This is a genomic window from Microbispora sp. H10670 (genome assembly GCF_014161385.1).
GTDB lineage: Bacteria > Actinomycetota > Actinomycetes > Streptosporangiales > Streptosporangiaceae > Microbispora > Microbispora triticiradicis.
The window spans coordinates 123154-145463 of record NZ_JABBWW010000009.1; the positions used below are offsets into that span (position 1 = coordinate 123154).

Sequence of the window (22310 nt, forward strand, 5' to 3'; positions counted from 1 at the left end):
GAAATCGTTCCGTAAACGGAACGCTCGTGGTTGTGGCCGGATTCCAGGGAGGAACGGTGCGGATCCTGCAGCCGGTGCTCGCCGGACTGGTCAGCGCCGTCGTCGGTTACGCCAGCTCGTTCTCCGTCGTCCTCGCCGGCCTCCAGGCCGTCGGGGCCGACCCGCGGCAGGCGGCCTCCGGCCTGCTCGCGCTGTGCGCGGGCATCGCCGTCGCCGCCGCGGTCCTCTCCGTCCGGTACCGGATGCCCATCGCGATCGCGTGGTCCACTCCGGGCGCCGCGCTGCTCGTCGCGACCGGGCAGGTCTCCGGCGGCTACCCGGCGGCGATCGGGGCCTTCGCCGTGTGCGGTGTCCTGACGGTGCTCGCCGGGCTGGTCCCGTGGCTGGCCCGCGGCGTCGCCGCGATCCCGGGCCCCATGGCGGCGGCCATGCTCGCCGGCGTCCTGCTCCCGCTGTGCACCGCCCCGCTCCGCGCGATGGTGGACGTCCCGCTGCTGGCGGGACCGGTCACCCTGACCTGGGCGGTGCTCATGCGGTACGCCCGGCGGTGGGCGGTCGCCGGGGCGCTGGTCGCGGCCGTGGCCGGCCTCGCGATCGGCGGCGCCGCGTTCCCCGCCGCGTCCCTGCGCCCCGAACCGGTGTTCACGATGCCCGCCGTGACCCTGCCGGCCATCGTCGGCATCGCACTGCCGCTGTTCCTGGTGACGATGGCGGGACAGAACGTGCCCGGGGCGGCCGTTCTGTCGACCTACGGATACTCGGTGCCGCTGCGCGGCGCACTGGTGACGACGGGACTCGTCAGCACGGCCGCCGCGCCGTTCGGCGGGCACGCCGTCAACCTCGCCGCCATCACCGCCGCCCTGACCGCCGGACCCGACGCCCACCCCGACCCGGCCCGCCGCTGGACCGCCACCCTGGCCCTCGGGGCCGGGCAGCTCACCCTCGGGCTGGGCGCCTCCTTCGCCACCGCGCTCGTCGTGGCCTCACCGCCGGTCCTGGTCACCGCCGTGGCCGGGCTCGCGCTCCTCCCGGCCCTCGCCTCCTCTCTCGCCACCGCCTTCACCGGGACGGAGCGGCGGGAGGCGGCCGCGGTCACCTTCGTCGTCACCGCCTCGGCGACCTCCTTCGCGGGCATCGGATCGGCCTTCTGGGGACTGGTCGCCGGATCGCTCGCGCTCCTGCTCACCCGGCGCCGTACGGCACCACGGCCGCCCGAGCAGCCGATGCCGGCCGAGCCCGCGCCGCACGCGGAGACCGGGGCGGCACGCCCGGATTAGATGACGGGCGTCAAGGGGATCGGGAATCGCCGGCGTGCGGCGCGCCGAGCCGGGCTCTCCGGCGCCACGCCCGCCGGGCGCGGCCGCGAGGTCGTCATCGGCTCCGGGCAGGGGTCATCGGGGCGAAGCCGAGGCCGGCGAGCACGGCCTCGCCGCGCTCGGCATGGGGGCCGCCGGCGAGCACCATGGTCCGTGCGGACTGGTAGCGGCAGCCGGCGGCGCCGAACGCGTCCGCCGTGGCCAGCAGCGCCTCCCGGTCGCCGTCGAGCAGGGCTCCGGCCCGCTCCACGATGGCGCCGGCGACCGGGTTGCCGGCCACGACGGTGCGGGCCTCGGCCAGACGGTCGCGGGCGCCGGGACTCCCGGCGAGCACGGCGGCCTCGGTGCGGAGCGCGACGTACCAGTGGTGCCAGATCCAGGTGACCCACTTCCACACCTGCCCGGCCTCGGGCGCCATCCGTTCCAGCGCCTCCGGCGCCCGCCCCCGGTGCAGCAGGAGCAACGCGTCGAAGACGGCCCCGTAGCCGTAGGTGCCCTCCGGCGGGGTGCCGAGCCGCTCCAGGACCTCCTGCCACTCGCGCCGGGCCCTCCGGTCGTCGCGCAGGCCGTGGATCATCGCCACACCGGCCGCCGCCGGGCGGAGGATCGACAGGGCGGGGCTGCCTGCCCGCCGCCACGCGTCGAGGAACCGGACGCTGCCGGTGAGCACCTCGGCGACGTCGCCCGCCAGCGCGTCGACCATCAGCAGCCGGCAGGTGGCACGGTGACCGACCTCCGCCAGCGATGGATGGCCGGCCAGCCGGCGTGCCCATCGGCGGGCGCCCGGCACGTCCCCCGCGCCGAGTCCCGCCTCGGTGACCATGGCGAGCGCGTCGACCAGCTCGTGCGTGCCGGCCGGCGAGATCGGCACGGACGACAGGAGCGCGACCCGGCGCCGGGCCGTGCCGGCGGCGGCGAACGTGTCCCCGGCCCAGCTCTGCGCGCCGATGAGCGCGTCGAGCGCGGCCGACTCGGCGAGCGGGTCGCCGGTCCGGCGGGCGAGGTCGACCGCGTGCTCGGCGCGCGCGATCGTCTCCGGCACCTCGTTCTCCGACGGTCCCTGGGCGGCGCCGAACGCGTCGGTGAGCACCCCCGCCTCGGCCAGCGCCACCGCGGCCCGCGCGGCCGGATCGTCGCCGGCGCGCTCCCGCGCCTCACGGACCAGCGCGAGCGCCTCCTCCCGGGGCGGGAGCCGCACGAACGTGGTCGAGAACCGGAACGCGACGGTGGCGGCGGTCGCCAGGTCGGCGGCGGCGCCGGCGCCGTCGCCCGAATCGCGGGCGGCGTCCGCGGCCGCGCGGCGCAGGCGGTACATGTCATCACCGATCGTCCGGCAGCCGGCCACGGCCGCGGCCTGCCGGAGCATCGACGCCCTGTCGGCTGGGTCGCCCGCGAGTTCGGCCGCCTGCTCGTAGCGCCGCTGGGACTCGCCGGTCAGGTGCCGGGTGAAGGTCAGCTCCGCCAGATGCCGGGCGAGCTCGTACGCGTCCGCGCGCCGCTCCGGCCGGTCGGCCGCCCACGCCAGGGCCGCGCGGAGGTCGTCGGCCACCAGGTCGAACCGGGCCCGCCAGTCCGCCCGTACGACCGTCAGGCCGGCGGCCTGGGCCAGGCACCAGCGCAGGTGCCGGGACCGGGCGTCGACCAGCTCACCGGCCTCGGCGAGCCGCTCCGTCCCGTACTGGCGGATGGTCTCCAACGCCCGGTATCCGGTCCCGGCCGGGGACGCGGTCACCACCAGCAGGCTCTGCTCGGCGAGCCGGGCCAGGCCGTCGGCGACGATTCCCTCGTCGACCGTGCCCGTGCCGACCGTGCCCGTGCCGACCGGGCCCGTGCCGACCGGGCCTGGCCCGAACCTGACCACCTCCGCGGCCGCCACGGCGGTGAACGGCGCCGTGAACACCGACACCTGCCGGAGCAGCGCCCGGTCGGCCGGCTCCAGCAGGGCGTGGCTCCAGTCCAGCGCCGCCCGCACCGAGCGGTGCCGCTCATCGGCGCGGGAGCCGCCGGTGAGCATCCGCAGCGGGTGGGACAGGGCCGCGGTGATGCCGTCGAGCCCGAGCGTGGGATACCGGGCGGCGGCCAGCTCGATCGCCAGCGCCATTCCGTCCAGCCGCGCGCAGATCGCGGCGATCTGCTCGCGCAGCGGAGGATCCAGCGGCCAGCCGACCGCCGCCGCCCGCTCCATGAACAACGCGACCGCGTCCGACTCGCCGTCGACGGCCAGTGACAGCGGCGGAACCGGATACACCCGCTCGAACGGCACCATCAGCCGGGCCCGGCTGGTCGCCAGCACCGTCACCCGAGGGCACGTCGCCAGCAGCCGCTCCAGAAACAGCGCAGCCCCGTCCGCCACGTGCTCGCAGTTGTCCAGCACCAGCAGCGCGTGCCGGTCGGCCAGCGCGGCGACCACGGACTCGGTCATGTCGCGGCCGGGCTGCTCACCGAGACCGGCCGCCCCGGCGACCGCGGTCGCGATCATGCCCGGATCGGTGACCGGGACGAGGTCGACGAACCACGCCCCGTCGGAGTACTCGCCGACGGCCTCCCCGGCCACCGCCAGCGCGAGCCGGGTCTTGCCCACTCCCCCAGGGCCGACGGCGGTCACCTGCCGGTGCGCCCTGATCATCTCGGTCAGCTCGGCCCGCTCGCTCGCCCGGCCGACGAACGAGGTAAGCGGGGCCGGCAGGACCGGCGCCGGATGCGAGGGAGCGGCGCCGGCCGCCTCGGGCGCACGCCGGGCGAGCGCACGCCGATCCGGCACCCGCAGCTTGCGGAGCAGCGAGGAGACGTGGCTCTCCACGGTCCGCACCGAGAGACACAGCCGTGCCGCGATCTCGGCGTTGCTGAGATGGGCGCCGACCAGCTCCAGCACCTCGGCTTCCCGAGGCGAGATTTCCGCTTCTGTACCCATTGGCCTCATTTTGGCGTATCCGCGCCGCGTCCCCATCCGCACCGTCCGCGATCCGTGCCGCCGATCCGTGCTCTCGATCCGTGCTCTTGATCCGTGGCCGGTTCCGTGGTCACCACGGATGTGGGCCCACCGGGCCGGGAGGAAGGCTGTGACCACGCACCCAGCGGGTCGATACGACCCACCACCGAAGGAGTGACCATGACCGACGCCTCCCCCAACGTGATCAGGACCGTGCTGCACCCCGTGTCCGACCTGGCCAAGGCCAAGGCGGTGTACGCGGCCCTGCTCGGCATCCCGCCGCAGACCGATTCGCCCTACTACGTCGGCTTCGACGTGGAGGGCCAGCACATCGGACTGGTGCCGGACGGCGGACCGCAGGGCATGACCTCGCCGGTGGCCTACTGGCACGTCCCGGACATCGAGGCGAAGCTGGCCGAGGTGGCCGCCGCGGGGGCCACCGTGAAGGAGGCCGCGCACGACGTGGGGGGCGGCCGCCTGGTGGCCACCGTCTCCGACCCCGACGGCAACGTCCTCGGGCTCCTGCAGGACCGGTGAGCACCGGCCTTCCCCTGTCCCATCCGCGGCCCGGCCGCCGCCACACGCCGCCACGACGCCGCCACGACGCCGAACCCACCTCGCCCGAAGGACCCGTCATGACCTCTTTCACGTCCGTCACCCTCGAAGTTCCCGACCCCACGGCCGCCAACGCCTTCTACGACGCCCTCGGTCTGGGCCCGTACGTGAACGTACGCGCCTCGGACGCGCCGGCGGACGGCTTCCGCGGGTTCGCGCTGTCGCTCGTGGCGTCCCAGCCGGGCGACGTCGACGCCCTCGTCGGCGCCGCCCTCGACGCCGGCGCCACGACGCTGAAGCCCGCCGCGAAGGGATTCTGGGGCTACGGCGGCGTCGTACGCGCCCCGGACGGGACGATCTGCAAGATCGCGACCTCGAACAAGAAGGACACCCGCCCCGCCGGCCGGCACGTCGACCAGGTCGCGCTCCTGCTGGGAGTGGCTGACGTCAAGGCCAGCAGGCGCTTCTACGCCGACCGCGGCCTGGCCGTGGCCAAGAGCTTCGGCGGCAGGTACGTCGAGTTCGACACCCCGGCGTCGGCGGTCACGCTGGCGCTCTACCCGCGCCGCGCCCTCGCCAAGGACACCGGCGTCTCCCAGGAGGGCACGGGATCACACCGGATCGTGATCGGCGGCGACGCCGGGCCCTTCACCGACCCGGACGGGTTCGTCTGGGAGGCCGCCTCCGCCTGAGGCGGGCGGCAGGCCGGGACAGCGCCCTTCTGAACGGCGGGAGAGCGGCAGACCTCCGGCCTGCTGCCGCCAGATGTCCGTATCACATACGGCCATATCTAGGCGTTATATGGCTGGACGGCGTTTCAGCCGCGTTAGGCCGGGAGTCATTCCGACTGTCAAACATCCCCAGTGGACGTTCGCCTCGACGCCACCACTGGGGAACATCATGGATCCCGCCCTCAGCCGCCGCGCTTTCCTCCTCGCCTCCGGAGCGACCGCCTCGGGCCTCGCGCTGGAGATCGCACTTCCCGCCGGCCCCGCCGCCGCCTCGGCCGTGACGCCCTCGGCCACGACCTCCATGACGACGGTCCGCACCGTCGCCAGACCACACGGCACCAGCGGTTACCGCAGGCTGTCCGACGGCCCGGGCTGGCGGCGGGTGACCCGCACCGAACTGGCCGACGCCAAGAAGGACAGAGCCGAACGCCGTACGGTGCTGGCCTGCTTCGTCCAGTTCACCGACCTGCACATCACCGACGCGCAGAACCCGCAGCGCTACGAGTTCCTGCGCGCCGGAGACCTGGGCTCCTGGCGCCCGCAGGAGGCGCTGACCGCCGTCGGCGCCGTCTCACTGATCGAGCAGATCAACGCCCTGGGGCACGGCCCGGCCACCCGGGCGCCGATCGGTTTCGTCATGACCACCGGTGACAACACCGACAACAACTCCCGGATCGAGATGGAGTGGTTCCTCACCGCCATGACCGGCGGCCGCTTCACTCCCAACACCGGCGACCCCGGCGCGTACGAGGGCGTGCAGAACTCCGGCCTGGGCCTCTACTGGCACCCCGACTCGGGCCTGCGCGACGTCGACAAGCGGGTGGGGTTCCCTCATCTGGACGGCTTCCTGAAGGCGGCCATCCGCGAGGTGAGCAGCCCGGGCCTGGCCGTACCGTGGTACTCCACCATCGGCAACCACGACCAGCTCTTCGGCGGCGCCTATTCCTCGGCCGGCGGTTTCTTCGCCGACCTGGCCACCGGCTCGCGCAAGCTGTTCTCCCTGCCCGCCTCCGAGGCCGGCGCCGTCTACCAGGCGCTGCGCCGGGGCGACCCCACGGGGGCCCGCTTCCGCGCCGCGTGGAAGCGCTACCGGGGCAGGACCCGCACGGTCACCGCCGACGAGCGCCGCGCCCCGCTGAGCCCGCACGCCTACATCGCCGCCCACCTCGACCCGGCGTACACCGGCTCGGGACCCGCCGGCCACGGCTACACCCGCGACAACCTCGACAGCGGCCGGCTGGACTACTCCTTCCGGATCGCCGACGGGGTCGTCGGCATCAGCCTGGACACCACCGACCGCGGCGGCGACTACCGCGGATCGGTCGGCACCCGGCAGCTCGCCTGGCTGGAGCGGACCCTGAAGACCCACGCCGACGACATCGCGCTGATCTTCAGTCATCACCCGAGCTGGGCCATGACGAACCTCACCCCCAACCCGGCCAGGCCCGGCGAGAAGCGCCACAGCGGGCAGGAGCTGCTGGCGGTGCTGAGGAAGCACGGCAACGTGGCCGCCTGGATCAACGGCCACTCCCACCTCAACAAGATCGTTCCGCATGGCGGCCTCTGGGAGATCTCCACCGCCTCCCACGTCGACTACCCCCAACTGGCGAGGGTCGTCGAACTGGCCGACAACCACGACGGGACGCTGTCGCTGTTCACCACGCTGGTGGAGTCGGCCGCGCCACACCGCACCGACTTCACCGACCTGTCCCAGAGCGGCCTCGCCGCGCTCTACCGGGAGCTCTCGTTCAACTCCCCCGGCATCCGGAGCGGGCTGGCGGGCCTGCCCGGCGACCGCAACACCGAGCTTCTGCTGAAGAAGCGCTGACCGCGCGCGTGCGGGCGCACACCGGACGGGCCTGCGTGCGCCCCGCACCGCTCACGGCCTCAGCTTGAGCCTCTTCCTCGACGCGCCCGGGAACACGACGACCAGGTGCTCCTCTCCCAGCTCGCCGACCCGCACGTGGACACGGACCCGGTAGCGGCCCTTCCCCGCGATCGCCAGGTTCGGCATCGGGGCGCCCGCGCCCACCTCTCCGCCCTCGCCCATCTCCGGCACGGTGAGCCGGCCGCTGCGGCTGACGACCGGCACCTCGTCGACCTGATCCCACCCGGCCGTCCGCCGTGGCGGCGGGGTGCGGAACGCCTTCACCGTGAGGCACAGATCGGCGACGTCCTCGACATGCCCGACGAGCACCGCGCTGCCGGCCACCCCGATGAGGGCGCTGTCGTCGAAGGACCTGTCGGTCGCCCGCTCCGCCGACTCGCCGGCCGCTTCGTCCTCGGGGTCGTAGACCAGGTAGCCGGGATCGCCGTCGGCGAACAGGAAGTAGTTGGCGGTGGCCTGGACGACGCCCTTCGTCCGGGGCCACGAGTCGCGGCACTCGGCGTTCCGCTCGGCGACATAGGCGTCGTTCGCCGCCTTCGTCTCGGCGGTCGACCGCAGCAGGTCGGGATGGGTCGCGCCGACGATCTCCGGGCAGACGTAGACGAGGTCCCACGGGTCAGCGCCCCAGGCGGGCCGCGCGCTCCCGGCCCGGGTCAGGATCGCCTCCTGTTCCTCGCGGTCCTTCGCGCGGCACAGCGCCCGCCCGTACGCGAGGACCTGCTGGTCGGACAGGCTGTCCGGGAACATGGGCGGGACTCCGCCGTCCGTGCTCCGCGCCCGGCACAGGAACGCGGCGTCGCGTTCCGCGGGCCTCAGGTCCCCGAAGCCGGGCCGGTCATAGCAGTTCGCCGACCAGCCGGTGTAGGCGAAGTGCGGGGTCTGCTCCGGGTGGATCATCGCGATGACCGGCAGCAGGGCCACGACCGCCGCCGCGACGCGGATCACGCGCCGCCGCGCGGGCGGCAGGTCCGCCGGGCGGCCCTCGGTGGGCAGTTCACGGGCGGTCGCCGCGATCCACACGGTGCTGACGAGCCCCAGCGCGTCCATCATGACCGGTATCGCCAGATCCCCGCCGCTGGGAATCATCGCGAAGCGGACGTTGAGCGGGATCACCAGCACGCAGACGCCCACCGACACCCACCCGGCGGCCTGCGTGCCGCGGCTCCACCGGCCGTCGCGCCGCTGCCCGACGAGCGTGACGACGGTCGCCGCCACTCCGCCCAGCATCAGGCCCAGTTCGACGACGCCGCCCGAGCCGAGCTCCGGGAGGTCGAGTTCGTCGAGCAGGTCGTCGGCCATCCCGGCCAGCTCGACCGCGAAGATCGCTCCGGCCGCCGCGCGCAGCACGCGGGACCGCCAGCGGATGACGAGCAGGTAGAGGACGTCGATCGCGGCCCACAGCGCGAGCTGGAATGCCGCGTCGACCGCGTCGGGGAGCAGCGCGATCGGAAACCACAGCACGAGGGCGTACGCCACCGCCAGGTACAGCAGCAGGCGCAGCGCCCTCGCCCGGCGGTCCAGGAGTCCCGGCGCGGGGGCACGCAGGATCAGCCACAGCAGCGCGGCCTTCACCAGGGCGGCCACGACCAGCGCCACGACCGTCGCGGTGCCGAACCCGCCGCGCGCGTAGAACCCCGCGTAGGCCGGCGGCGACCATTCGACGGCCACCCAGAGCCAGGCGTCGCCCAGCACCAGGCCCGCGGCCGCCGCCGCGAGGACCAGGCCCGCCGATCCGATCCTGATGATCCGCCAGAGACTGTCCGGAAGCACGGGACGCGATCTTAGTGCGGCACCGCCGTCCAGGCGGACACAGCGGAACCAGCGGTCCCGCGCCGCCGATCAGACTCCATGATCTTCGCGCGCCGGGGCGGGACGGCTCAGCCCAGGACGATCGTCGTCAGGGCGCGCGGCGCGATCGTCACGCCCTTGCCCCGCAGGGGGATGGGGGCCACCGCGTTGTCCTGGTCGGTCAGGTAGGCCCTGGCCCGGCCGTGGCCCTTGATCTTGTCCCAGGTGACGGGGTCCGTACCCGTGTTGAGGATCTCGACGACGCGGGAACCGTCGGCGTTGCGGAACGCGGAGACCTTCAGGCCGGGGTCGGAGGCCGTCGCGCCGAGCCGCACCGCGCCGGGCCTGATGAACCTGCTGTAGGCGGCCATCGCCCACAGCCGCCGGGACACCTGGTAGGTCTGCGTCGTGGTGTCGATGCGGATGAACGCCCTGGTGGCACCGCTCGAAGCGCCCAGCCAGTACACGTAGGCGGAGGCGCCGCCGAGCGTGAGCGCGTCGTTGACGGCCTGCGCGACCGTCATGCCGTCCTGGCCGCTGCCGTCGTCCCACTGCTCGTCCCACGTGCTGCCGCCGGGACCCCACTCCGACATCCACGTGTGGCGGTCCGTCGGCAGCGGGGAGGTCGGGGGACTGGCGTAGGAGTGGCCGGTGTGCACCCGCACCCAGCGGGCGGCCTCGGGGTCGGCCTCGATCGCCTCCGTGTACGCCTTGGCCTGGTCCCAGCCGAAGGAGTCGCAGCACGCCACCTTCACGCCCGCGGCCCCGGCCACCGGGCCGAGCACCTTGACGAACCGGGCGGCCTCCTCGGGCGTGAAGCGCATGGATTCGTAGCCGGCCGTCCAGTCGGGCTCGTTCGTGAAGCCCAGGTCGGTGATCCTGACGCCTTCCCGCGCGTAGAACTTCGTGTACTGAACGAGGTAGTTCGCGTAGGCCTGCTGCCACTCCGGCAGCAGCTTGCCGCCGTTCCTCGCGTCGCCGTTGTCCTTCATGTAGCCGGGCGCGCTCCAGGCGTCGGCGAAGAAGCGCCGCACCCCGTACCTCTGGGCGGCCTTGGCCATCCAGACCTGGCTGTTGTCGTCGCCGTCCCAGACGTACCTGGGCGGCGCCGTCGGGCCGCCCGGGTCCTCCGGCTGGATCGAGACCATCTGGTCGTACGGGCTGCCCGCCGGCCGCGCTCCGATGCCGAGCCGGAGAATGCTGAGCCCGGCCCCCTTCTGGCGGCTGAACCACAGATCGAGGATCTCCTGCTGCTTGTCCTCCGGCAGGGCCTTGATCAGCTCGTTGCGCCGGAACGCGGTGGAGACCCCGAACCCGTCGATCTTCTGGTACTTCACGCTGTCGTCGATGTCGATGGTGACCGGCGACGCGGCCGCCGGCTGCGCCTGCCCGATCAGCGGAACGGCGAGCAGTGCGGCCGCGAGGACGTGTTTACGCATGGCTACTCCGGTGTCGAGGGGGTTTCCGCGCCTGCCGACGTGTGCGGGACGAACTCCTCTATGGCCGGACAGTCCCGGAACACTCACAGAAATAGCACGCCGAAACGTGTGACTCAATATGCCAGGCCGGATTCCCGAAAATTTCGGCGTAATTCGTCACGGAGAGGAGCGCCGACCATTGCTGACAGGGGGACGGCAGGGACGGTGCGGGGGTTCGGCTCGCAGTCCGAGCCTCCCCGCCGACCCAGGACGGGCGGGACGCACGCGTCGGGGAAACCGGCCTTCTGGTTCAACGCACCTGCTCAACGGCCTGGTTGCGGTGCCGCGGGGGTACGCCTCAGGGTGGTGCCACGCTGACCACGGCACTCATGATGCTTGACACATATCTGTAACCTGTCTACACTCCTGAACAGAAACTATCGAATAGTATTCGAAACTTTCCGACAAAATTGGCCGGATGCGAATTTCCGGCAACCGTGTGACGAATGGCCACACGGTATTTTTCGCCCTGGCGCGGAATATCACCCGGCGTCTTACTACGGCAGTCGCCAATTCCTAGCCGACCAGGACATTTGCTCGGTCGAGGCGGGTACGGCGATGGCACCAGCGAGAACGTGCCTGGTGGCGGCGTCGCCAATACAGCCGGCGTGTGGCATGACCGGGCGGATGTACGGGTTGCAGGACAGCGGTGAGCAGGCGCCTGATCTCCGGGACGGTCAGCGGGATCAACCTGCGCAAGCCAGTGCAGCCGCCGTACACCTCATCGCCGCAGAGGAGACCGTCCGCGTTGCTTACGCGATGCTCGCGTGGTTGGAGCAGTCAACAGCACGATCACCCACCGTCGAGAAAGGCGGTGGTCGCCCGCGTGGCGCGCGGGTCCAAGAGCGTTGTCATGTGGCCTCGGCCACGGAGCAGGAGGAGCCGAGCGTTCGGGATGCCGCGTGCGGTCGCTTCGACGAGCGCGGGTGGGACGAGGGGATCCCGGGTGCCACCCACGACGAGCGTGGGTGCGGTGATCTCGCCCAGCCGTGCCGTCACATCCCACTCTTGAATGGCTTCGATGAGGGCGACCTCACCGGGGGCTCGCTGTTGGTCGGCGCCGAGCGCGTACATGGCCGCGACGACCACGCGCAGGAGTCCGTGTGCGACCAGGCCGCTGCTGATCCAGGCGGCGGATTTCCCCCGGCGTTCCATCTCGACGCTCCGTATCAGGTCATGTCGTCCGCGGTCGCTGACGCGGCTCGCGGCGACGGAGATGACCAGGCGGTGTACGACTTCGGGGTGGTCCATCGCGAGTTGGAGCGCGGTGACGCCTCCACCGGAGGTACCCATGACGTCGACCGGTTCGCCGAACCGCTCCCGCAGTGCGATGGCGTGCCATCCGGCCAATCGGGCAATGGTCGTGCCGGAAGGCATGTCGACGGGACGGTTGATCAGGTGGACCGTGCGGCCAGATCCGAGCGCGACGGCGCGGGCCGACCGGGCCATGGTTCGCGGGACCCCTTGGGACAGGTCGGCACCCGGACCGAGGCCGGCCAGGAAGACCAGGGGTGCGCCGTTCCCGGTAGCGGCCACGGACAGGCCGTCGTTCAGGCGTTCGCCCTGCATCCGGCCTCCGCCCGTGCTCAGTCGCGTTGCCGCAGACCGAAATCCTAGCTAGTAACGCCGCCACCAGGCACGTTCCCGCTGGGTCCACCGCCGTACCCGCCTCGACCGAGCTGCAGCCGGAAGAATTCGGGAACTCGGAGGCCGGCGGATGTCGAGAACGCTCCGGCGGCTCCGTCCCCGGCTCGGATCACGACGACGACCCTGGAGGGACCACCATGCGAGCGAACGAGATCGCCGAGATTCTGGACCGGCCGATCAGCCGAGAGCTGCTGGCACGCGACGTGACCCGGCTGGCGTACGTGGCCAAGGACGGCACGCCCCGGAACGTCCCGATCGCGTTCACCTGGAACGGGTCGGAGATCGTCATGTGCACCACGAAGAACGCCCCGAAGCTCCCGGCCCTGCGCGAGAACCCGATGGTCGCCCTGACGATCGACACCGAGGTGCATCCGCCCAGGATCCTGCTGATCCGCGGCCGGGCCGAGCTGGACGTCGTCGACGGCATCCCGGACGAGTACCTCCAGATGAACGGCTCGTACGAGATGACGCCCGAGCAGCGCGTCGAGTGGGAGGCCGAGGTCCGCTCGCTCTACGACGGCATGGTCCGGATCGTGGTGACCCCGACCTGGGCCAAGCTGATCGACTTCGAGACGACCCTCCCGAGCGCGATCGAGGAGCTGGTCCGGCGGCGGGCCGAACGTGAGCGCGCCTGAACACGGTTTCGACGACGCCACGGACGCCGTCAGCGGTGGTGGCCTGTTTCGAGAGGACTGAGCCGAACGTGCGAGTGCTCGTAGGCTGCTCTCGCACATGACGGACAGGAGGCTGAGGTGGCCGGAACGACCCCGACCGAGACGACGCTGCCCGAGGTGATGACCGAGCTGGCCGAGCTCGAGGACCCGAGGGCGCGCCAGGTGAACGAGAGACACGGCGACGATCACGGTGTGAACCTCGGCAGGCTGCGCGCGCTCGCGAAGCGGCTGAAGACGCAGCAGGAACTCGCGTGCCGGCTCTGGGAGACGGATGACACCGCGGCGCGGCTGCTGGCGATCCTGATCTGCCGCCCGAAGGCGTTCGAGCGTGACCAGCTGGATGGCATGCTGCGCGAGGCACGTGCCCCCAAGGTGCACGACTGGCTCGTGAACTACGTGGTGAAGAAGAACCCGCACGCCGAAGAGCTGCGCCTGGCCTGGTCCGCCGATCCGGATCCCGTGGTCGCGAGTGCCGGCTGGGCGCTGACCACCGAACGCGTGACGAAGAAGCCCGAGGGCCTCGACCTCGCAGGGCTGCTCGACGTCATCGAAGCGGAGATGAAGAACGCCCCGGATCGCCTGCAGTGGGCGATGAACCACTGTCTGGCGCAGATCGGGATCGAGCACGCCGAGCATCGTGCCCGGGCGATCGACATCGGCGAGCGCCTGGAGGTGCTCAAGGACTACCCGACTCCCCCGGGCTGCACCTCTCCGTACGCGCCGATCTGGATCACCGAACTCGTACGCCGGCAGCACGAGAAATAGGAAGGTCCCACTCACACCCGCGCCGCCTGATACTCCAGCCGTCGATGACGATCTCGCGCGTGGGCTGGTGGCAGAGATGCCCGATAAACAGGTCTACCGTGGCTGAAGTCACCGGTTCTGGTTGCCGCGGGTCACGCGATCGACCCCGAGGTGCATCCGCCCAGGATCCTGCTGATCCGCGGCCGGGCCGAGCCGGACGTCGTCGACGGCATCCCGGACGAGTACCTCCAGATGAACGGCTCGTACGAGATGACGCCCGAGCAGCGCGTCGAGTGGGAGGCCGAGGTCCGCTCGCTCTACGACGGCATGGTCCGGATCGTGGTGACCCCGACGTGGGCGAAGCTGATCGACTTCGAGACGACCCTCCCGAGCGCGATCGAGGAGCTGGTCCGGCGGCGAGCCGAACGTGAGCGCGCCTGAACACGGTCCCGACGTTCCCCATTGACAATCGATCCCGCGCGGGCGCATCTTGTCAGTGACAAGTTCAGTTCATCGAGGTGAGAAGGAAGGGCCCGGCCACCCCTTGCCGGTCTGAGCCTCATTCGGACGGTCGCGGCGAACAACGCCCGTCTCCGAATGCGCGGTGATTTCCGATGTCGGCCTCTCATTCGTGACACACCGTCGCCAGTCAACCGGGAAGCTCACATGACCCGAATCGCCGCTGTCCGCGGTGCTCTTCCCCCACACCGTTACCCGCAGTCGGAGATCACCGACGCGTTCGCGCAGGTGTGCCTTCCGCGGGGAGGCAGCCGCCGGCTGCTCGACCGGCTGCACGCCTCCGCCCGGGTCGAGCACCGCAGCCTCGCGCTGCCGCTGGAGCGGTATGTCAAGCTCGACGGCTTCGGGGCGGCCAACGACAGGTTCATCGAGGCGGCCGTCGACCTCGGGGCCGAAGTGCTGAGCGATGCGCTCGACGCCGCCGGGCTGACACCGGGCGACGTCGACATGATCATGTTCACGACGGCGACCGGGATCGCCCTGCCCTCGGTCGAAGCGAGGGTGGCGAACCGGCTCGGGATGCGTCCCGACGCCAAGCGGATGCCGATGTTCGGCCTCGCCTGCCTCGGCGGCGTTTCGGGTATCGCACGCCTGCACGACTACCTGCGCGGATGGCCGGACCACGTCGCCGTGCTCCTCTCAGTGGAACTGTGCTCCCTCACCGTGCAGCGGGAGGACCCCTCCCCGGCCAACCTCGTCGCCAGCGGCCTCTTCGGGGACGGCGCCGCCGCGGTCGTGGCCTGCGGGCCCGGCAGAACGGACACACACGCGCGGCGCGCCCCCGGTCCGACCGTCGTCGCCAGCCGCAGCCGCCTCTACCCGGACTCCGAGCAGGTGATGGCCTGGAACGTCTCCGACAGCGGCTTCCGCATCGTGCTCGACCCCGGCATTCCCGGCATCGTGCGCGCCCACCTCAGGGAGGACGTGCACCGCTTCCTGAGCGACCACGGCCTGTCGGCGCGGGACGTGACCGCCTGGGTGTGCCACGCGGGCGGCCCGAAGATCCTCCAGGCGGTCGCGGAGACTCTCGGCCTTCCCGACGGCGCCCTCGACCTCACCTGGCGGTCCCTGGCGGAGGCGGGAAACCTCTCGTCCTCATCCGTGCTCCACGTCCTGAGAGACACTCTGGCCCTGCGGCCCCCGGAGCCGGGCACGCCGGGGTTGCTCATCGCGCTGGGTCCCGGCTTCTCGTCCGAACTCGTCCTCGTGCGCTGGTAGCGCGCGGCCGCCTCCACGTCGGCGTTCTCATCGCACCGGTAGGTATGAGTGGTCACCACGGTCATGTACGCGATTCCGGCCTTCCTCCTGCTCGTAGTGGCCGAGGCGGTGTCGTACCGGTTCCTGCCCGGCGACGACGAGCGCGGCTACGACATCCGCGACACGGCGACGAGCATGTTCATGGGACTGGTCAACCAGCTGATCGACTTTCCCTGGCACATCCTGGCCGTCCTCGCCTACGCGGGCCTGTACGAGGTGGCGCCCCGGCACCTCTCCGCCGCTTCGGGGTGGACGTGGGTGCTGCTGTTCTTCGCCGAGGACCTGACCTACTACTGGTTCCACCGGTCGCACCACCGGATCCGCCTCCTGTGGGCCAGCCACGTGGTCCACCACTCCAGCCGGTACTTCAACCTGTCGACCGCGCTGCGGCAGAGCTGGACGACCCCGATGACCTCCCTGCCTTTCTGGCTCCCCCTGGCGCTGCTGGGCGTCCCGCCCTGGATGATCTTCCTGCAGAAGTCGGTGAGCCTGCTCTACCAGTTCTTCCTGCACACCGAGCGGGTGGACAGGCTGTGGGCGCCCGTCGAAGCGGTCTTCAACACGCCCTCCCACCACCGCGTGCACCACGGCTCGAACGACGTCTATCTGGACCGTAACTACGGCGGGATCCTCATCGTGTGGGACCGCCTCTTCGGCACCTTCAGGTCCGAGGGCCGGCGAGTCGTCTACGGGCTCACGGAGGACGTCGAGAGTCACAACCCCATACGGGTGGCCTTCGGCGAGTTCGCCCGTCTGTGGCGGGACGTCCGTACGGCGGACCACTGGCGCGACCGTCTCGGGCACCTCTTCGGCCCGCCCGGCTGGATTCCGGAGAAGCGAGGCTGACATGCACCTCCTCGGATCGAATGGGAAGAAGGCGGCGAGTTGAGCGAGGAGCGGCCACGTGTCGTCGTCACCGGGCTCGGCGCGGTGACGCCGCTCGGCGCGGATGTGGCGTCGACCTGGTCGGCACTCCTTGAGGGGCGGTCGGGCATCCGTGCGCTCACCGAGGACTGGGCCGGCTCCGCCCCGGTGAGGATCGCCGGTGTGGCGGCCGTCGATCCCGCCGGGCTGCTCTCCGCGTCCGAGGCCAGGAGACTGGACCGCGGCGAGCAGCTCGCCCTGGTCGCCGCCCGCGAGGCCTGGCGGGACGCGGGCGCCCCGGAGGTCGACCCGGCGCGGCTCGGCGTCGTCGTCGGCAGCGGCGTCGGCGGCATCACCACGATCCTGTCGGCGTACGAGACGGTCAGGGAGAGGGGATGGCGGACGTTGTCGCCCTTCACGGTGCCCATGCTCATGCCGAACGGCGCGGCCGGGTGGATCGGGATCGAACTCGGCGCCCAGGCCGGCGTGCACGCCACGGTCAGCGCCTGTTCCTCCGGCGCGGAGTCCGTGGGCTACGCGATCGCGATGATCAGGGAGGGCCGCGCCGACGTGGTCGTCGCGGGCGGCACCGAGGCGGCCATCCATCCGATGAGCTTGAGCGCGTTCGCCGCCATGCGGGCCGTGTCGACCCGCAATCACGAACCGCAGCGGGCGTCCCGGCCGTTCGACAAGGGCCGTGACGGGTTCGTCCTCGGCGAGGGCGCGGGCATCGTGGTGCTGGAGTCGGAGAAGCACGCGCGGGCACGCGGCGCGAGGACCTACGCCGTGGCCGCCGGAGCGGGCTACTCCGCCGACGCCCACCACATCGCGCAGCCCGAGCCCACCGGTGCGGGTGTCCGGCTCGCCCTGCGGCGCGCGCTGGAGGGCGCCGGCCTGACCGGCGCCGACGTGCGGCACATCAACGCCCACGCCACCTCGACTCCGGCCGGCGACGTCGTCGAGACGGTCGCGATCAAGGAGACGATCGGGACGCATCCACTGGTGACCGCGACCAAGTCGATGACCGGTCATCTGCTGGGCGGCGCGGGCGCCGTCGAGTCCATCTTCACGGTGCTGGCGCTGCACGAACGCGTCGTCCCCGCGACCATCAACCTGGACGAACCGGACGACGGTGTGGAGGTGGACGTCGTCCGCGGGCGGCCGCGCCCCCTGCCCGGCGGGCAGATCGCCGGGCTCAACCACTCCTTCGGGTTCGGCGGTCACAACGTCGCCGTGGTGTTCACGACCCTCTGACCCCACGGGTCGCCGCCGGAGACCCCGTGTTCCCGGCGGTCTCCGGCGGCCGGGCCTCGTCAGGAACGGGCCAGGCTGAAGCGCCCGCTCCCGCTCTTCTGTATCACGATCACGGCATGGGCGCCGGTCACGCCCGGCGTGACGGTGAGGCGTTCGGCCGCGCTCGGTCCCTTGGTGTAGGCGCCTTTCGCGTCGGCTCTCGGCCTCGCCCACCTGGTGGCACTGGGCGCCATCACGAAGACGTCAAGGTCCTGACCGTCCAGCGGGGTGACGGTGAACGTCACCGGGACGCCGGCCGTGAGGTCCGCCGTGCGGATCTCGACGACGTCGGCCGACTCCATGGACAGCTCGGTGGAACTTCCCGGCGCGAGCGACCCCTCCGACTCGGCGAACTCGACGAGGTAGGAATCCCCGGCGGAGAGCGTCGACACGCGGGGCAGGTGGGTCCTCGGACCGGACGTGGCGTCGACCGCGATGAAGTCCGGCTGATCGCTGCGGGGCATCCAGCTCGAGACCACGTCCCCGCCGGTCGCCCCGGCGGCCTTGTACAGGGAAAGGCTGGTGTCGTTGGCCGGGTCGCCCACGTGGAGCGCGGCCACCACAGACCAAGTGGGCCGTGTTGTGGTGAAGGAGAAGTCGCCGCCCCAGAAACTCGGACGGTTGAGCTCGACCCTGTCCAGCAGGGGTTCGTAGAACACGTCGTCTACAGTGTTCTGGAAGAGGGCGGCCAGCACGTTGGACTTCCCTCCCGCCGTCGGCACCGCGGGCAGCAGTGCGTTCTTGAACTCGCCCACGGTGTTCGGCTTGCTCGCCCGGACAACCGAGACGATCTTCTCCGGTCCCTCGGAGGACAGGTCCCAGTAGATCTCGTTCCTCGGGTCGCCGTCGGCGAGGTCCATCAACGCGCCGGCCACCCGGCCCTCGATGTCGGGCCCGATCGACCCCTCCCAGCCGGGGCTGCCCCACGTGGGGCTCTCCAGCTCGACCGGCGGGTCCAGCGGTCCCCAGCAGTAGCGGGTGTCCCCGTAGGTCTGGGCCGCCAGCCAGTCGGCCCACCCTTCCGTCCAGGCGCACCCCTCTGAACTCGCGCTCAGGATGAAGTGCGAGTTGCACGAGGGAGTCGGCGGATACGCATCCGAGTAGACGTAATCCATGATGAAGTGGCCGAGTTCATGGGACACCGTCATCTTTTCGAGCTGCTCGGTCGCGCTCAGGTGGATGGTGTCGTCCGGGAGTGTGTAGTGAGCGTCCGCGATCGTGACGTCGGGGGCCCACAGAATCACCGCCTGGCGGCAGGGTGCCGCGCCGGCGACCCAGCAGCCGCCGGGGTTCCCGGCCCAGCCCGTGTATGCCTTCCAGGTGGCGTGCGCGGCCGTGAAGATCCGGAACGCGCCCTCGTCCGTGCTGCCGGGCGGGGAGAGGTAGTTGACGATTTCTCTTCCGCCCTGCTCGACATCCGCGACGACCGGCGTCTGGAACGTGTACAGGCCCCTGGTCCTCGGATCCTCGACCGACCAGTAGTCGCTGAAGGACAGCCCCTTCACGTAGACGTCCTGACCACCGCTCTCGTCGCCGTCGCTCCCGTCGAAGCACAGCTCGTAGTCGCCCTGGTCGTCGGTCTCGCCTCTGGCGAGCAGGTCGTCGCCGCCCTCGGCGTCCCGGTCGAACGCCTGCAGCCTGAGCCGGGGCACGCCCTGGAAGGGGCCCTCCGCCGTCACGTGGCTGACCCTGCCCTGCACACAGGTGTCGGCCTCCGCCGCGTCCACCGCCGCGTCCACCGCCGCGTCCACCGCCGCGTCCACCGCCGCGTCCACCGCCGCGTCCTCTGTCGTGGGCGGAGGGGTGGCGGTCGCGGGCCGCGCCATGCCGAAGAAGGACCTCTCCTCGCCGACGGTGACGTAGGCCAGCGCTTCGTTGCCCGGCCCTGGCCGCCCGTCGGAGACGTGGACGTTGACCGCGGCCGGGCCGGGCTCGGTGGCCGTCACCGTGCCGACGTACGTCACCCGCTCGTTCCTCCGCATCGGGCCGGTACGGCTCGCGCGGTCCAGCCTGCTGCGCCCGATCGTCGCGGGGCCACGGCTCGTTCCGTCGGGCGGGCGCACCCAGCGCAGGTTCCCGGGCAGGTCCGTCACGACCCGCACGTCCGCCGCCTTCTCCCTGGATGAGACCGTGACGGTCAGCGTGGCGGTCTCCCCCACGGCGGGGGCCCGGTCGAGGGCCGCGGTGACGGCGAAGCAGGTGCCGGGCACGCACCGCTCCGCCGCGGCGCCTCCGGGCCCGGTCTCCGCCCGGGCCGCCACCGCTCCGATGGAAAGGCCGGTGACCAGCAGTAGCACCGCCGGCAGACGACGTGTCATCGACGAGTTCCCTTCTCAGCCCGGACAGGCCACGGGCGAGTCGACATGTTCTTGATCCCCGGTGCGGTTGGGGATCAGGTGCGGGCCAGGGTGAGGTCTCCGTCACCGCTCTTCTTGACCACGATGACCGCGTAGACGCCGGGCACCTTCGGGTCCGCGATGGTGATCCGTTCGGCCTTCCCCGGCCCGCCGGTCGAGGAGCGGCGGGCTGCGGAGCGCGCGAGTCCCCACGCCGTGGAGTTCGGAGCCATCACATAGAGGTCGATGTCCTGCCCGTTCTGGGGCGTGACGGTGAACGTCACGAACGCGCCCAGATCGATCGGAGTCGTACGGATCTCCACCAACTGGTCGGCGGGCATCGTGAACGTCTGGGGGGTTCCATTCTCCAGGTCGCCCGGAGGCGCCGCGGCACTTTGCAGCACGTACTCACGGAGATCGACGCCGGAGCTCACCCGGCTCGCGAAGATCTGGTCGACGAGGGTGGGCTGCACGGCGACAAAATCCGGATCCGGGCCGATCCCCTGCGAACTCCTGACCGTCGAACCCCCTTCGAAGGGGTCCACCTCAAGGGCGACGTCCCCGCTGCCCGCCCCGGAGGTGGCCGCGGCCACCACCGACCATCTGCCCGTGATGGAGGAGAAGAGCGACTGCAGCGGGACGTTGGCGGGTCGGCGCACCGTCGTGCGGTCGTCGAGGTCTTCCGTCCGGCTGCCGCGGATCGTGTTCCGGAACGCCACGGACTCCGCGAGGGCCTGGTCCTCCGGCTCAAGCCCGGTGAGGAACTGGGCGAAGGTGTCCGCGGGCGCCTTCCTGAAGGCCGCCACGACCCCGTGAGTTCCTATACTCCCGGTGTCCCAGATCTCCTCATGATTGTCGGCCAGGTCGAGGAGAGCGGCGGTCACCCGGCCCTCGACATCGGGTCCGTCGTCCCAGCCCGCGCTGAACCACGTCGGGCTCTCGACGTCGACCGTGCCGTCGGTGGGCTTCCACCGTATTTGCGTGCCTCCGTAGGTCTGGACGGAGACCCAGTGGGCCCATCCCTCGACCCACGCGCAGGACTCGGTCGACCGGCTGGTCACGTAGTGCACGTAGCAGGCAGGATCTCTCGGTGGCAGGTGACCGTAGGTGTAGTCCATGATGAAATGACCCAGCTCATGGGCGACCGTCATCTTCTCCAGGCCGACCGACGCGTCCAGATCGATCTGGAAACGGCAGGGGTCGAAAGAGCAGTAGCTCGACGTGACGACCCTGGTAGGCGCCCATCTGAAGGTCACCGTCCGGCAGACCGCCTCGCCGGGTCTCCAGCAGTCGTTACCCGGCTGCTGGAGTTGCCTGATGTAGAAGTCCCACGTGTCGTGGGCGGCCGCCATGATCCGAAGCAGGTCCTCCACGGGAGTTCCGGGCGGGGCCGTGACGTCGACGGTCCTGTCATCGCCCGGGGGAATGTCCTTGTGTACCGAACCATTGGCCCAATAGACGTTGTCGTTGTCCGTCGGATCCACGATCCGCCAGTAGCGCCCCTCCGTGAGCACTTGGACGTCGACGTCCTGCCCACTCCCGTTCTCTTCGGTACCGGTGAAGCAGATCCTGTAGTTACCGGCGTCGTCGGTCAGGGTCGCCCCGAGTTTGTCGTATTCGGCGCCGCCGGCGTCGACATCCCACGCCTCCACGAGCGTCGAGGGTGTCCCCCGGACAACACCGTCCAAGGTGACGTGCGTGACCTGCCCGTGCACGCAGGTGTCGCCGGCCAGGGACGCCGTCTGCACCAAGGGTTGCGTCCGCGTGTGCGGCTTGGCCGAGCCCGGGGGCATCCCGAATATCGAGGACTCGGCGCCGACGGTGAGGTAGACGAGTCCTTCGCTGCCCGGACCGGGCCGTCCGTCCCGGGCCTGCACGCGGATCGAGGCGGGGCCGGGCGCGACCGCCGTGACCACCCCCTCGTACCGCACCCGCGCACCCTTCCGGGCCCGTTCCGTACGGCTCGCGCGGTCCACCCGGCTGCGGCCGATCGTCGCCGCCCTGCGGTCGAGCCCGGCGGGCGGGCGCACCCAGCGCAGCGTCTCGGGCAACTCGATGGTCGTCGTGGCGTCCGGCAGGTCCTCCTTCGCGGTGACCTCCACCGTGAGCGTCGCGGTCTGTCCCACGGCAGGGGCGCGCTCCAGCCTGACGCTGACCGTGAAGCAGTCCCCGGGATCACACGAGGGTGTCCTCGCGGGGGCCGCGTGGGCCGGGGCCGCGACGAGTCCCGCCGCGGCCAGGGCGGTGGCGGCCAGGGCGGCCGCCGTCAGTCGGCGTAACATCCAAATCTC

The 22310-nt window shown here is 71.5% G+C and carries 16 protein-coding genes; 10 read left to right on the forward strand and 6 right to left on the reverse strand.

What is annotated here, in order from left to right:
* Positions 1-56 precede the first annotated feature (56 nt).
* Positions 57-1277, forward strand: a complete 1221-nt coding sequence (locus tag HHX33_RS15640; RefSeq protein ID WP_310741395.1) for a benzoate/H(+) symporter BenE family transporter — start codon at positions 57-59, stop codon at positions 1275-1277.
* A gap of 94 nt (positions 1278-1371) precedes the next feature.
* Here HHX33_RS15640 and HHX33_RS15645 read toward each other — a convergent pair whose 3' ends face one another.
* Positions 1372-4227: an ATP-binding protein gene (locus HHX33_RS15645; RefSeq protein WP_182875237.1), complete on the reverse strand. Its 2856-nt coding sequence runs from the start codon at positions 4225-4227 to the stop codon at positions 1372-1374.
* Positions 4228-4425: 198 nt separating this feature from the next.
* On the opposite strand from HHX33_RS15645, the gene HHX33_RS15650 reads away from it, so the two are divergent.
* From HHX33_RS15650 to HHX33_RS15660, 3 genes are all read left to right on the forward strand, one after another.
* Positions 4426-4782: a VOC family protein gene (locus tag HHX33_RS15650; protein ID WP_182875238.1), complete on the forward strand. Its 357-nt coding sequence runs from the start codon at positions 4426-4428 to the stop codon at positions 4780-4782.
* Positions 4783-4880: 98 nt separating this feature from the next.
* Positions 4881-5492, forward strand: coding sequence for a glyoxalase (locus HHX33_RS15655; protein ID WP_182875239.1), 612 nt, complete (start codon positions 4881-4883; stop codon positions 5490-5492).
* Between the two features lie 208 nt (positions 5493-5700).
* Positions 5701-7359 (forward strand): TIGR03767 family metallophosphoesterase, encoded by a 1659-nt coding sequence (locus tag HHX33_RS15660; RefSeq protein ID WP_182875240.1) that lies wholly within the window; start codon positions 5701-5703, stop codon positions 7357-7359.
* Positions 7360-7410: 51 nt separating this feature from the next.
* On the opposite strand, the gene HHX33_RS15665 is transcribed toward HHX33_RS15660, so the two are convergent.
* The 3 genes from HHX33_RS15665 to HHX33_RS15675 form a co-directional block, all read right to left on the reverse strand.
* On the reverse strand, positions 7411-9189 hold the full coding sequence (locus HHX33_RS15665; RefSeq protein WP_182875241.1) for a hypothetical protein: 1779 nt from the start codon (positions 9187-9189) through the stop codon (positions 7411-7413).
* 107 nt (positions 9190-9296) lie between these two features.
* Positions 9297-10646: a glycoside hydrolase family 30 protein gene (locus HHX33_RS15670; protein ID WP_182875242.1), complete on the reverse strand. Its 1350-nt coding sequence runs from the start codon at positions 10644-10646 to the stop codon at positions 9297-9299.
* Positions 10647-11477: 831 nt separating this feature from the next.
* Positions 11478-12254, reverse strand: a complete 777-nt coding sequence (locus tag HHX33_RS15675; protein WP_182875243.1) for an alpha/beta fold hydrolase — start codon at positions 12252-12254, stop codon at positions 11478-11480.
* Between the two features lie 215 nt (positions 12255-12469).
* Here HHX33_RS15675 and HHX33_RS15680 point away from each other — a divergent pair, with 215 nt between their 5' ends.
* The 6 genes from HHX33_RS15680 to HHX33_RS15705 all read left to right on the forward strand — a co-directional run bounded on the left by HHX33_RS15680 (position 12470) and on the right by HHX33_RS15705 (position 17644).
* Positions 12470-12967 (forward strand): pyridoxamine 5'-phosphate oxidase family protein, encoded by a 498-nt coding sequence (locus tag HHX33_RS15680; protein WP_182875244.1) that lies wholly within the window; start codon positions 12470-12472, stop codon positions 12965-12967.
* Between the two features lie 159 nt (positions 12968-13126).
* On the forward strand, positions 13127-13771 hold the full coding sequence (locus HHX33_RS15685; RefSeq protein ID WP_220501858.1) for a DNA alkylation repair protein: 645 nt from the start codon (positions 13127-13129) through the stop codon (positions 13769-13771).
* A 150-nt stretch (positions 13772-13921) separates the two neighbouring features.
* Complete coding sequence (locus HHX33_RS15690; protein WP_259402507.1) at positions 13922-14191, forward strand: hypothetical protein; 270 nt, start codon at positions 13922-13924, stop codon at positions 14189-14191.
* Between the two features lie 225 nt (positions 14192-14416).
* A complete protein-coding gene (locus HHX33_RS15695) occupies positions 14417-15487 on the forward strand; it encodes a type III polyketide synthase (protein ID WP_182875246.1) in 1071 nt (356 codons plus the stop codon).
* Between the two features lie 48 nt (positions 15488-15535).
* Positions 15536-16372 carry a sterol desaturase family protein gene (locus HHX33_RS15700; RefSeq protein ID WP_111700982.1) on the forward strand — a complete coding sequence of 279 codons (837 nt, stop codon included), beginning with the start codon at positions 15536-15538 and terminating at the stop codon, positions 16370-16372.
* 39 nt (positions 16373-16411) lie between these two features.
* Complete coding sequence (locus HHX33_RS15705; RefSeq protein WP_182875247.1) at positions 16412-17644, forward strand: beta-ketoacyl-[acyl-carrier-protein] synthase family protein; 1233 nt, start codon at positions 16412-16414, stop codon at positions 17642-17644.
* A 59-nt stretch (positions 17645-17703) separates the two neighbouring features.
* On the opposite strand, the gene HHX33_RS15710 is transcribed toward HHX33_RS15705, so the two are convergent.
* Both HHX33_RS15710 and HHX33_RS15715 read right to left on the reverse strand, forming a co-directional pair.
* Positions 17704-20001: a hypothetical protein gene (locus HHX33_RS15710; RefSeq protein WP_182875248.1), complete on the reverse strand. Its 2298-nt coding sequence runs from the start codon at positions 19999-20001 to the stop codon at positions 17704-17706.
* A 74-nt stretch (positions 20002-20075) separates the two neighbouring features.
* The gene (locus HHX33_RS15715) at positions 20076-22301 is read right to left on the reverse strand and encodes a hypothetical protein (RefSeq protein WP_182875249.1); all 2226 of its coding nucleotides are present in this window, start codon (positions 22299-22301) and stop codon (positions 20076-20078) included.
* Positions 22302-22310: the final 9 nt, after the last annotated feature.